This window comes from Thalassobaculum sp., from assembly GCF_040219215.1.
Classification (GTDB): Bacteria; Pseudomonadota; Alphaproteobacteria; order Thalassobaculales; family Thalassobaculaceae; genus Thalassobaculum_A.
The window spans coordinates 421244-433207 of record NZ_JAVJSX010000008.1; the positions used below are offsets into that span (position 1 = coordinate 421244).

10 protein-coding genes are annotated in these 11964 nt (G+C 69.5%); 5 read left to right on the plus strand and 5 right to left on the minus strand.

All coding sequences use genetic code 11. The features are described 5' to 3' along the window. Positions 1-52: 52 nt before the first annotated feature. Together RIC54_RS07465 and RIC54_RS07470 are read right to left on the minus strand one after the other, a co-directional pair. Entirely contained in the window at positions 53-487 is a 435-nt protein-coding gene (locus RIC54_RS07465) for a MarR family winged helix-turn-helix transcriptional regulator (RefSeq protein WP_350087914.1), read from the minus strand. Positions 488-564: 77 nt separating this feature from the next. Further along, entirely contained in the window at positions 565-1764 is a 1200-nt protein-coding gene (locus RIC54_RS07470; protein WP_350086190.1) for a citrate synthase family protein, read from the minus strand. A 28-nt stretch (positions 1765-1792) separates the two neighbouring features. Between RIC54_RS07470 and RIC54_RS07475 the strand changes: the two genes are divergently transcribed. Genes RIC54_RS07475 through ligD form a run of 3 tightly spaced genes read left to right on the plus strand, consistent with a single transcriptional unit; the run spans position 1793 to position 5412 of the window. Then, positions 1793-2020 carry a hypothetical protein gene (locus RIC54_RS07475; RefSeq protein ID WP_350086193.1) on the plus strand — a complete coding sequence of 76 codons (228 nt, stop codon included), beginning with the start codon at positions 1793-1795 and terminating at the stop codon, positions 2018-2020. 7 nt (positions 2021-2027) lie between these two features. Then, positions 2028-2849, plus strand: a complete 822-nt coding sequence (ku, locus tag RIC54_RS07480) for a non-homologous end joining protein Ku (protein WP_350086196.1) — start codon at positions 2028-2030, stop codon at positions 2847-2849. 1 nt (position 2850) lies between these two features. After that, the gene (gene ligD, locus RIC54_RS07485; protein WP_350086199.1) at positions 2851-5412 is read left to right on the plus strand and encodes a DNA ligase D; all 2562 of its coding nucleotides are present in this window, start codon (positions 2851-2853) and stop codon (positions 5410-5412) included. 13 nt (positions 5413-5425) lie between these two features. Here ligD and RIC54_RS07490 read toward each other — a convergent pair whose 3' ends face one another. Continuing rightward, positions 5426-6343: an NAD(P)-dependent oxidoreductase gene (locus tag RIC54_RS07490; RefSeq protein ID WP_350086202.1), complete on the minus strand. Its 918-nt coding sequence runs from the start codon at positions 6341-6343 to the stop codon at positions 5426-5428. Between the two features lie 118 nt (positions 6344-6461). On the opposite strand from RIC54_RS07490, the gene thrC reads away from it, so the two are divergent. Continuing rightward, on the plus strand, positions 6462-7877 hold the full coding sequence (thrC, locus tag RIC54_RS07495) for a threonine synthase (protein ID WP_350086205.1): 1416 nt from the start codon (positions 6462-6464) through the stop codon (positions 7875-7877). Between the two features lie 17 nt (positions 7878-7894). Beyond that, a complete protein-coding gene (locus RIC54_RS07500) occupies positions 7895-9151 on the plus strand; it encodes a M16 family metallopeptidase (RefSeq protein WP_350087917.1) in 1257 nt (418 codons plus the stop codon). A 21-nt stretch (positions 9152-9172) separates the two neighbouring features. Here RIC54_RS07500 and RIC54_RS07505 read toward each other — a convergent pair whose 3' ends face one another. Both RIC54_RS07505 and RIC54_RS07510 read right to left on the minus strand, forming a co-directional pair. Next, positions 9173-10876 (minus strand): FAD-dependent oxidoreductase, encoded by a 1704-nt coding sequence (locus tag RIC54_RS07505; RefSeq protein WP_350086208.1) that lies wholly within the window; start codon positions 10874-10876, stop codon positions 9173-9175. After that, entirely contained in the window at positions 10873-11940 is a 1068-nt protein-coding gene (locus tag RIC54_RS07510; protein ID WP_350086211.1) for a Gfo/Idh/MocA family protein, read from the minus strand. Before RIC54_RS07510 ends, RIC54_RS07505 begins: the two co-directional genes overlap by 4 nt. Between the last annotated feature and the right edge of the window lie 24 nt (positions 11941-11964).

Sequence of the window (11964 nt, forward strand, 5' to 3'; positions counted from 1 at the left end):
CACAAATATGTAGATACACAATTAAATGCAAGCGGCGGTGCTCACAGCACGGTCAGTCCTCGGCGGGCACAACCGTCCGAGCGGCGATCCGCAGCCGCTCGAGCGCGCCACGGGCGTCGTCCAGCCCATCGGGGCCGAGGGCGCTCACCAGCTGGCGATGCGCCGCCTGCCACAGTGGCTCGGCTGTCGCGATCAGCGCGTGTCCGGCGTCGGTGACGGCGAAGCGCTTGGTCCGGCTCCCGGCCGGCCGGCTGGATTCGATCAGCCCGTCGCGCTCCAGCAGCTTGAGGTTTCGAACCAGCGTGGAACGGTCGATCACCAGCATCTCGGACAGCGCGGCCATTCCGAAATCCGGATACAGGGTCAGGGTTCCGAGCAGGTGAAACTGCGTGGGGCCGACGCCCAGCGGGCGCATCGTCATCGCATAGACCCGGGCGATCGCCCGGGCGGTCTTTGCGGTCTGAAGGGCGAGACACTCCCGCTCCATCTGCTTCACGCAGGAACTCATGGCTCGGCTATAGCCGGTGGACGCCGGAGCCGCAATCGTTGCACGCCCATCGCCGGTCAGCCGCGCTCCCGGTTGCCGTGGGCCGGGCGGGGGTCCGGACCAGTGTAGCGCGCCCTCGGCCGGATCAGCGAACCGGACACCGACTGTTCGGCGGCATGGGCCAGCCAGCCCGCGCTGCGGCCGATTGCGAACACCCCGATCGCCTGATCGGCGCCGAGTCCCCACGTCGCGGCCAGGGTTGCCAGTGCGAAATCAACGTTGGGCGGCAGGCCGGTCGCTTCGTGGCCTGCCGTGGCGACCTGCTGGACGACGTCCAGCAAAGGCTGCGGCCCGGCTGCGGCCCGCACCGCCGCCAGGATCGCCCGGGCTCGCGGATCGCCGTCCGGATAAAGCTGGTGCCCGAAGCCGGGCAATGCCTCGCCGCGGTGCAGCCGCTCGGCGACCGCCGTCCAGCCGTCGCCCAGCCGCTCCGCCTCATGGATCAGGGCCAGGGTTTGCGGGGTCATGCCGCCGTGGCGCGGGCCCTGGAGGGTAGCGAGGCCGGCGATGACCGCGGCATACGGCGTTGTCCTGGTGGAGGCGGCGACCCGGACGGCAAAGGCCGAGGCGTTCAGCTCGTGATCGGCGCACAGCACCAGGGCGGTGCGGATCGCCTCGGCCGCCGCCGGCACGCCCCAGGCCTGGGCCAGCGCCTGGTGCGCCGGGGCGTCGGAGGTGTTGCCGCCCGACCACGCCGACACGAGATGCCGAACGATCCGGGCGCCGGTGCGCGCCAGCGCAGGCGCGGTGCGGGCGTAGGCCGCGACGTCGGCTTGTCCGGCCACCGCCAGCCGGGCGATGGCACCGGCGATCCCGGTGGCGGCCGGCGGAACGGCGTCGATGGTGATGCCGGCGAATGGATCGGAGTCGTCGGCCTGCCACAGCAGGCTCGCCACCGTCTCCAGGCTGGCGCCGGCGGCCAGGGCCACGGCGTCTCGGCCGCGGTAGTACAGGCGGCCGCCGTCGATCAGGGTTATGGCGCTGTCCAGGATCGGGATGCCGAAGTCGAGCGCTCGGTCCGGTGCGCTTCCGCCATTGCCGTCGCCGGCGGCGCGCAGGCGATGGATGTCGGCGGTCGCGTACAGCCGCTTGCGGGAACCCGGCTGGCCGCGCGACTCGACGAGGCCGCGGCTGACATAGGCGTACAGCGTCGCCCGGCTGACGTTCAGTTCGGTTGCCGCTTCGGCTGCGCTGATCCAGGGGCGGGGCGACGACATGGATTGCATATATCAATGTTGATCAAGGTTGACGACGCTCGCATTTCTGACCTTCGACGGCAAGCTAGGAGATCAGAGCGGCGCCTGGAACCAACGCGCCGGCGGCGCGGTTGTCTTCTGGGCGACAACGCTGCGGAAGAAACGGTGCAATGGCGGCGAACGCATCCAGGAAGAAGCCCGCATCGAAGCGTGCGGCCTCGTCGAAGACGCGGAATCGCCGAAGCAGCAAGCAGGCTTCCGCCTCCGCTCTCGGTAGCCGGCCGATGTGGAGCGGCAACATGCGGCTGGCCCTGGTGTCGGTGCCGGTGAAGCTGTTTGCGGCGACCCGCTCCGGCGCGCGGATCAGCTTCCACCAAGTGCACGAGCCATCGGGCAAGCGTGTGCGCTACGAGAAGGTGGTGCCCGGAATCGGTCCGGTCGACACCGACGAGATCGTCAAGGGCTTCGAGGTCGACGACGGCAGTTACGTGCTGATCGATCCGGCGGAGATCGACGAGCTGAAGCTCGAGGCCCGCAAGACACTGGATCTCGTTCAGTTCGTCGAGCATGGCGAGATCGACCCGATCTGGTTCGACCGCCCGTATTACGTGGTTCCGGACGGTGACTTGGCCGAGGAAGCGTACCGGGTCATGCGCGATGCGCTTAGGACCTCCAGCCGGGTCGGTCTCGGGCAGTTCGTCATGCGCGGTCGCGAGTACATCGCCGCGGTGAAGCCGTGCGGCGACGGCCTGCTGCTGGAAACCTTGCGGTTCGCCGACGAGGTGCGTGCCGCGGCACCGTTCTTCGCCAGCGTCGAGGACGACAAGCCGGACGCCGAACTGCTCGATCTCGCGGGGGAACTCATCGACCGCAAGAGCGCGCCGTTCGACCCCAAGCGCTTCGAAGACCAATACACGAAGGCGCTGCGTGAACTGATCGACGCCAAGGCCAAGCGCCGCAAGCCGGTCGAGATCGACGAGGAGGACCTTCCGTCCGGCGGAGCCCAGGTCATCGATCTGGTCGAGGCCCTGAAACGCTCGGTGAAGAGCGCCGAACGCCCGGCGGGCAAGGCGTCGAGCGGCGGGCGCAAGCGCAAGGCGGGTTGATATGGCGCGTGCCCGGTCTGACCGTGCCGACCCGCTGGCGGTCTATCGCGGCAAGCGGCGTTTCGACCGGACACCCGAGCCGCAGGGTAATCGCGGCTTCGGCGGCGGCAACCTCTACACCATTCAGAAGCACGCCGCCCGTCGCCTGCACTACGACCTGCGCCTCGAACTCGACGGGATGCTGCTAAGCTGGGCGGTCACCAAGGGGCCGAGCGTCGACCCGTCCGAAAAGCGGCTGGCGGTGCGCACCGAGGACCATCCGGTCGACTACGCCACCTTCGAAGGCAGGATCCCGGAGGGCAACTACGGCGCCGGTACGGTGCTGCTGTGGGATCGTGGGACCTGGCAGCCGCTGGACGACCCGCATGACGGCCTGGAGGCAGGCAAGCTGGTGTTCGAACTGAACGGCGACCGCCTTCGGGGCCGGTGGGCGCTGGTCCGGTTCCGCGGCAAGGAAAAGGCCAAGCGGGAGAACTGGCTGCTGATCAAGGAGCGCGACGAGAAGGTCGACCGCGCGCGCGACATCACCGAGCGGTACGACACCAGCGTCGCTTCCGGCCGGACTATGGATGAGGTCGCGGCCGCGCTGGAAGCGGTCTGGCGTTCCGACGACGCATCCGGACCGGGCAAGGCCAAGGCGACGGCAGTGTCGTCACCCGAAGCCAAGGGGAGACGCGACCGCGCCCTCCCGGAGTTCGTAAAGCCGGCGCTGGCGACCCTGGTCGATGATGTACCCAAAGGCGATGGCTGGCTGTTCGAGGTGAAGTTCGACGGCTACCGGGCGGTTGCATCGGTCTCCGGCGGCGAAGCCCGGATCCATACCCGCAGCGGTCTCGACTGGACCAGGCGATATCCCGCCATTGCCCAGGCCCTGCGCCGCCTAGACCTGGATGGCGCGGTTCTGGACGGCGAGATCGTGGCGATCGACCAGGAGGGCCGCTCCGACTTCTCGACCCTGCACCGGGTGCTGGAAGGCGGTGGTGCGTCCGGCCTGTCGTACTTCGTGTTCGACTTGCTGGCCGAAGGCGGCAGGAGCCTGACCGGCAAGCCGTTGCGGCAGCGCAAGGCGAGATTGCAGAAGCTGCTGGGCGTGGCCGGGCGCAAGGGGCCGGTGTTCTTCACCGATCACGTCGAGGGTGACGGTGCCGGAATGCTGGCGACCCTGTGTCGGTCCGGATACGAGGGGGTGATTGCCAAGCGCGCCGACGCGCCGTACCGCTCCGGCCGAGGCCGGTCGTGGCTCAAGGTGAAGTGCGGACGCGACCAGGAGTTCGTGATCGTAGGCTGGTCGCCGTCGAATGCCGGCCGGCCGTTTGCCTCGCTGCTGCTCGCCACCGGAGACGATGACGGCCTGCGCTATGCCGGCCGGGTCGGGTCAGGCTTCTCGGAACGCGACCTCGCCGCCATTGCCGGCCGCCTGCGCAAGCTCGATCGCAAGACCCCGTCGGTGGCCGGCGGGGTACCGCCTGCGGTGAGACGCGAAGCGCAGTGGGTGAAGCCCGAACTCGTCGCCCAGATCGCCTTCGCCGAATTCACGTCGGACGGGCTGGTGCGCCAGGGTCGGTTCCTCGGCCTGCGCGACGACAAACCGGCACGCAGCGTGCGGCGGGAGCGGGCCACGCCGGTCAAGGAGGCGGCGACCATGCCAAAGCGAAAGACGGACTCGCGGGACGAAGCGGTGATCGGCGGTGTCCGCCTGACCCATCCCGATCGCGTGCTGTATCCGCAGCAGGGCGTTACGAAGCAGGAACTGGCGGCCTACCTGCAGCGCGTATCCGGTCGCATGCTGCTGCATCTCTCGGGCCGGCTGCTGAGCCTTGTGCGCTGCCCGCAGGGCCGGGCGAGATCGTGCTTCTTCCAGCGGCACGGCGGCTCCGGCCTGCCGGACGTGTTCAAACGGCTGCCGGTCCGCCAGAAGGACGGCGGCGAGGAGCACTACCTTTACATCGATGAAGCCGAAGGATTGCTGAACGCCGCCCAGATCGGGGTTCTGGAACTCCACCTCTGGGGATCGCGGGTCGACGATATCGAACGGCCGGACCGTCTGGTCTTCGACCTGGACCCCGACCCCACGGTCGGTTTCGACGACGTCAAACGGGCGGCCACCCATCTGCGCGACGCCTTGGACGCGCTGGGATTGCAGAGCTTTCCGCTGCTCACCGGTGGCAAGGGCATCCACGTTGTAGCGCCGATGGTGCGCCGCCACGAGTGGCCGGTCGTGAAGGCGTTTGCGAAAGCCCTGGCGGAACGCTTCGCGCAGGATGACCCGGCGCGATACGTCGCCACCATGAGCAAGGCCAAGCGCAAGGGCCGGCTGTTCATCGACTATTTCCGCAACGACCGCGGGTCGACCGCGATCGCTCCGTATTCGCCGCGGGCCCGCGAGGGAGCGGCGGTCGCCTGGCCGGTGGCCTGGAAGCAACTGGACAAGATCCGCTCGGCCGACGCGTTCCGCCTCCGGGATGTCAGCGCCAGCGGGCCCGATCCCTGGCCCGGGTACGGGGAACTGCGTCAAAGCCTGAAAGCGGCGAGTCTTCGCGCCCTCGGCGTGTCGACCGACTGACGGCTGGCCAGCCCTACTCCTCGCGGCCGGTCGGCATGCCGGCTTCCAGGGCACTGGCGACGATCTCCGCGACCTCGTTGGCGGTCAGGCCGATCGAGCGTTCCTCGGGCGTTTCCTGGCCCAGCGCGGTGGCGGTGACCAGCCGGTAGATGTCGGCGGCACCCAGGAACAGCTTGGGGTCGAGGCCGACGTCGGCGACGGTGCGGGCCACCTCCTCCATCTCGCCGACCCAGCGATAGGCCTTCGGGGCCATGTCGGGCAAGGCACGCTCGAACCGGTCGCTCAGCATCCGCTGGCTGGCCGCCATCTCGGCCGCCAGTTCGCGGTCGACGCCGTAGGTCTTGGCGGCGGCGTACGACACCGTGCCGAGCGCCGTCACCCCCTTGGTGATCGCCGCATAGCACATCTTCAGCGCCGACGCGGCCCCGACGCCGCCCGGCACCACCCGGATATCCAGGCCGGCGTCGCGCAGGCCGAGCGCGAACTGCACCGCGTCGGCGGCACCGGAGACGTACAGCCGCGGGCCGAGGCTGCGCCCGGGCTTGGGCGGCGGGCCGATGATGCCGCCGTCGAGGAACGGGCCGCCGACCGAATCGATGATCTCGGCGGATTCCACCGCGGTCGCGGGCGCAACGGCGTTCAGGTCGATGTACAGCGGCTTGTGGCGCACCGCCGCGATCGCCGAGGCGAGCCGGGTGGCCAGCTCGACCGACTGGTCCGGGGGCAGGACCGACAGCACGACATCGGCGAACTCGATCGCCGCGACATCCTCGCCCTTGTCCTCGATGCCGGCCTGGGCCGCCAGCTTCTTGGTCCGCCGCGACCGGTCGGCGAGATTGGTGGTCACCCGTATCCCGTTGTCGACCAGGGTCCGGCCGATCGCGTGCCCCATGTCGCCGGGCGTGAAGATTGCTACCGTGTGGATCGCCATGCCGTGAGCCTCGATTTCCCCGCGTTTCGGCTGCGCCAATGGGGCGCGGCGTCCATGGTTGCACCCTGATGACACCGTCGATAGGTTACCGCGTCATCACGCAGGGATACACTGCTCCGTGCAATACATCAGCACTCGTGGCCGCGCTCCTGCGCTGCCGTTCGATGAGGTCCTGCTGTCCGGCCTCGCCCGCGACGGCGGACTGTACGTCCCGGCCGTCTGGCCGCTGTTCTCCCGCGACGACATTCGCGCGCTCAAGGGATTGCCCTATCCCGAGGTGGCGCTGCGGGTCATGCAGCCCTTCGTCGGCGATACCATCCCGACGGACGCGCTGAAACGCATCATCGACGAGACCTATGCCGGCTTCGGTCATCGCTGCGCCGCGCCGCTGAAGCAGCTGGCGCCGAACCTCTGGCTGATGGAGCTGTTCCACGGCCCCACCTTGGCGTTCAAGGACTACGCCATGCAGGTGCTGGCGCGCCTGTTCGACCGTGTGCTCGCCGCGCGCGGTGAACGGGTGACGATCGTCGGCGCCACCTCCGGTGACACCGGGGCAGCGGCGGTCGAGGCGTGCCGGGATCGCGGCAACATCGACTGCTTCATCCTGTTCCCCAAGGGGCGGGTGTCGCCGGTGCAGCAGCGCCAGATGACCACGGTCGACGCGGCCAACGTCCATGCCATCGCGGTCGAGGGTACCTTCGATGATTGCCAGGACCTGGTGAAGGCGGCGTTCAACGACACCGCGTTCCGCGACGGCTACAACCTGTCGGCGGTCAATTCGATCAACTGGGCGCGGATCATGCCCCAGATCGTCTACTACTTCTGGGCGGCGGTGAACCTGGGCGCGCCGGAGCGGCCGGTGTCGTTCGCGGTGCCGACCGGGAATTTCGGCAACGTCTACGCCGCCTATGCCGCGCTGCAGATGGGCCTGCCGATCGAGCGGCTGGTGATCGGCAGCAATTCCAACGACATCCTCACCCGCTTCCTGGCCGACGGTGTAATGGAGATGCGCGGCGTGGTGCCGACCCTGAGTCCGTCTATGGACATCCAGATCTCCAGCAATTTCGAACGGCTGCTGTTCGACCTGATGGACCGAGACGGCGCCGAGGTCGACGCGACTCTGACCGCATTCCGGCGCGACGGCCGTTTCGCCGTGGGGTCGAACCGCCTGACGCGCGCCACCAACCTCATCCTCGGCGGGCGCAGCGACGACGACGCGACGGTCGCGACCATCCGACGGGTGCGGGACGAGACCGGCGAACTGCTCGACCCGCATACCGCGGTCGGCGTCGGCGCGGCCGAGTTGACCAAGGCCGACCGCGACCCGGCTGTTCCATTGATCGCGCTGGCCTGCGCCCACCCGGCGAAGTTCGCCGAGGCGATCGAGCGGGCGGTCGGCACGCCGGCGCCGTTGCCGGAACGCATGGCCGATCTGATGACCCGCCCGGAGCGCAATCCGGTGATCCCGAACGATCTGGGCGCGTTGCAGGACTACATCCGCAACCGGGTTGATGCACGGGGAGCAGCGGCTTGAGCGACACAATCCCCGCGATGGGCATTCGCGTCACCAAGCTGGACAGCGGCCTGACCGTCGTCACCGATGCCATGCCGTCGGTGGAGTCCGCCTCGGTCGGGCTGTGGGTCGGGGTCGGCACCCGCCACGAGAACCCGGCCGAGAACGGCCTCGCCCACATGATCGAGCACATGGTGTTCAAGGGCACCCGGCGGCGGGACGCGGCGGCGATCGCCCGCGAGATCGAGGATGTCGGCGGGCATATGAACGCCTACACCTCGCGCGAGCAGACCGCCTACTACGCCAAGGTGCTGGCCGACGACATGCCGGTCGCGGTCGACCTGATCGCCGACATCATGCAGGATTCGGTGTTCGACCCGGACGAACTGGCGCGCGAGCGCTCGGTGATCATCCAGGAGATCGGCCAGGTCGCCGACACGCCGGACGACATCATCTACGACCACTTCCAGGAAGCGGCGTATCCGAACCAGGGCCTCGGCCGGCCGGTTCTGGGCCGCAGCGAGATCGTGCAGTCGCTGGGCCGCGACGCGTTGGTCGGCTATCTCGACACCAACTACGGCCCCGGGATCTCGATCCTGTCGGCGGCCGGCAAGGTCGACCACGACGCCTTCGTGGCGCTGGCGGCCGAACGCTTCGACCATCTGCCGGGCCGGGCGGTCGCGACAACGGACAAGGCGAACTACGTCGGCGGCGAGGTGCGGGTCGACCGCGAGCTGGAGCAGCTGCACGTGATCCTGGGCTTCCGGGGCGTTGCGTTCGACGACCCGGACTTTCACGCCATGCAGGTGTTTTCCACCCTGTACGGCGGCGGCATGTCGTCCCGGCTGTTCCAGGAGGTCCGCGAGAAGCGCGGCCTTGCCTACTCGGTCTACTCGTTCACCTCGTCCTATCTCGACGACGGCATGGTCGGTGTCTATGCCGGGACCGGGCCGGACGAGATCGACGAGGTCATGCCGCTGGTGGTCGAGCAGCTGCACGCCGTGGCGGACAAGCTGGAGGAGGGCGAACTGGCCCGCGCCCGCACCCAGCTCAAGGCATCGCTGCTGATGAGCCGCGAGAGCACCGGCACCCGCTGCGAGCAGTTGGCCAACTACATGCTGGTCTACGGCCGGCCGCCGGTGGTGGCGGAGACTGTCGCCAAGGTCGACGCGGTCGACGAGGCGGCGATCCGCCGGGTGGTCGCGCGTCTGCTGGCCTCGCCGCCGACCCTGGCGGCGATCGGCCCGACCGGCGCGCTGGAGAGCTACGACAAGGTCACGGCGCGGCTGGCCTGACGTCGAAGGTACCCTTCGCTCCTAGTCCGACGCGTTCCGCCGTGCGGCGTGACGGGCGGCGTGACGGGCGGCGATCCAGGCGAAGGTCATGGCCGGGCCGATGGTGATGCCGGGGCCCGGGTAGATCCCGGCCATCATGGAATCCATGTCATTGCCGCAGGCATACAGCCCGGGCACTGGCACGCCGTCGCCGTCCAGCACCCGGGCCTCGGCGTCGGTCACCAGGCCGACGCTGGCCCCGATGTCGCCGGGGTATATCCGGATCGCGTAGAACGGCGCGGATCCGATCGGGCCGAGGCACGGGTTCGGTCCATGCGTCGGGTCGCCGAGGTTGCGCTGGTAAGCGTCGCCACCCTTGCCGAACTCCGGATCGTTGCCGTCGGCGGCGTAGCGGTTGTTGCGCTCGACCGTCTCCTGCAGCGCTGACGGATCGAGCGCAAGTGCCTCGGCCAGGCCGGCCAGCGTGTCGGCTCGGGTGACGTAGCCGTCGGCGACCGCGCCGCGCAGGTTCAGGCCGCGCGGCCGGACCATGCCTAGGCCGTATTTCAGGATGAACGCCTGGTCGCAGACGAAGAAGCACGGGATGGTTGGCCGCTCGCGGTGAGCGGCGTACAGCGCCTGGCCGAACAGGTGGTAGGTCGTCGCCTCGTTGACGAACCGGCGACCGGAGTGGTCGATCGCGATCAGGCCCGGTTTGCCGCGGTCGAGCACGAAGTGCGGGAACACCGCCGTGCTGCCGTCGGCGCGCGGCCGGATCGACATCGGCGCCCAGAAGCTGGCCTGCGCGTGCCCCTCGCCGAGATGGCCGCCGGCGCCAATCCCATACGACACGCCGTCGCCGGTCACCGTCGGGACCAGCGGCGAATGCTCGGCGACCGGCTCCGGCAACAGCGTCCTGCGCAGTTCCGGGCGCCGCGAGAACCCGCCGGTGGCGAGCACCACGCCATGCCGGGCGCGCAGGCGCTGCGGTCCTTCGGACGTCGCGACCGTCACGCCGTCGATCCGGCCGTCGACCCTGAGAAGCTCGGTGACATCGGTGTTGGTCTGTATCGGCACACTGCGTTGCAGCAGCGCGTGCAGCAGGCGGCCGGCCAGGGCGTTGCCCATGACCAGCCGGGTGCCACGCCGGTGCCGCAGCCGGTCGGCGCCGTGCCGTGCCAGGATCGAGAGGGCGTGCCGCAGGGAGTTGCCGGCTCGGGTGGCGTTCAGCAGATGGTTGATGTCGGTGCGGTCGACCATCATGCCGCCGAACAGCGTGAACTCCGGCAACGGGTCGCGCAGCATCGTAAAGCTACGGCCGAGGAGCCGCCCGTCGAACGGCAGCGCCTCCAGCACCCGGCCGGACAGGGTGGCGCCGTCGGCGGTCGCCAGATAGTCAGGATGGTGCGGGTAGGCGCGGAACCGGACCGGGGTACTGTCCTCCAAAAACCGCACCATCTCCGGGCCGCGCGCCAGAAACGCCTCGCACAGCTCCGGCCGCACCCGGTCGCCCACGGTCGCCTGCAAATAGGTCCACGCCCGATCGATGCTGTCGCCCGGTGGGGCGTGGTGGGTGTTCGGGATCCATACCGAACCGGCGGAGATGGCGGTCGTACCGCCGACCACCGGCGCCTTCTCCAGCAGGACGACATCCAGCCCGAGCAATGACGCGGTCAGCGCCGCGGTCATGCCGCCGGCGCCGGCGCCGAGGACGACCAGATCGACTTCGCGGTCGGACCGGCTCACGCGGCGGCTCCCGGTGGCGGAGGGGCAGGGGGCATGACCGAACGATGGGTCGCGATCGCCTGTTTGACCGCCAGGGTGGCGGCCAAGGTCGCCAGACCTTCGCGGCCGGACACCCGGGGAGCCTCGGTGCCGGCGATGACATTGACGAAATGCTCAAGCTGGCGCGGCAGCGCCTCGTGGTTGGCCCAGGCGAGCGATGTGGCGGTCAGCGGGTCGCCCCACCCGGCCGGCTCGGCCCCGGCGCCGCGCCACAGGGTCAGGTTGGGGAAGTCCAGGGCGGCGTCGGTGCCGAGGAAGCGGTAGCAGTTCTGTCCGGACGCGGCGATGCCGGGGTTGTCGGCCGAACCGGCCTCCCACCCCCACGGCGACGGGGCGGCGTCGGTCAGGGTGACGGTGGCGAGCGCGCCGCTGGCGAAGCGCAGCGCCACCACGGCGGTGTCCTCGACCTCGAACCCACGGACCGCCGAACTTCCGAACGCCTGCACCTCGACGATCTCGCCGCAGAAATGCCGCAGGCAGTCGATGTCGTGGATCATGTTGATCAGAATCGGTCCGCCGCCAGCGGCCCGGCGCCAGGCCGCGTCGAAATACCCGTCCGGCTTGCGCACCGACCACATCGCGTTGACTGCGACCAGCCGACCCAGCGTGCCACGGGCCAGGATCTCGCGCGTTGCCTCGACCATCGGGTTGTAGCGCCGGTGGTGGCCAACCAGCAGTGGGACACCCTTAGCTTCGCCCGCCAGCACCAGTTCGGCGCCAGCGTCCAGGGTGTCGGCCAGCGGCTTCTCGATCAGCGCCGGGACTCCACGTTCGACGCAGGCGAGGCCGACAGCCAGATGCAACTGGTTCGGCGCCGCCACGATCACTCCCTCCGGGCGCTCGCGGTCCAGCATGTCCCGGTAGTCGGCGTAATGCGGCACGCCAAGGCGTTGCGCCTCTCGCGCACCCGCGTCGGACGGGTCGGCGACGCCGGCGAGTTCCGTCGTGGCGGTGGCGTGGATCAGCTCGGCGTGGCGGATTCCGATCAGGCCGATGCCGACGACGGCAAGGCGGGTCTTGGCCATGGCGGGGATCCTTTCCGGACGTCG

Coding starts and splice junctions, on each gene's coding strand:
- RIC54_RS07465 (WP_350087914.1), bottom strand. CDS start 487: ATGGAGCGGGAGTGTCTCGCCCTTCAGACCGCAAAGACCGCCCGGGCG.
- RIC54_RS07470 (WP_350086190.1), bottom strand. CDS start 1,764: ATGTCGTCGCCCCGCCCCTGGATCAGCGCAGCCGAAGCGGCAACCGAA.
- ku (WP_350086196.1), top strand. CDS start 2,028: ATGTGGAGCGGCAACATGCGGCTGGCCCTGGTGTCGGTGCCGGTGAAG.
- ligD (WP_350086199.1), top strand. CDS start 2,851: ATGGCGCGTGCCCGGTCTGACCGTGCCGACCCGCTGGCGGTCTATCGC.
- RIC54_RS07490 (WP_350086202.1), bottom strand. CDS start 6,343: ATGGCGATCCACACGGTAGCAATCTTCACGCCCGGCGACATGGGGCAC.
- RIC54_RS07500 (WP_350087917.1), top strand. CDS start 7,895: ATGGGCATTCGCGTCACCAAGCTGGACAGCGGCCTGACCGTCGTCACC.
- RIC54_RS07510 (WP_350086211.1), bottom strand. CDS start 11,940: ATGGCCAAGACCCGCCTTGCCGTCGTCGGCATCGGCCTGATCGGAATC.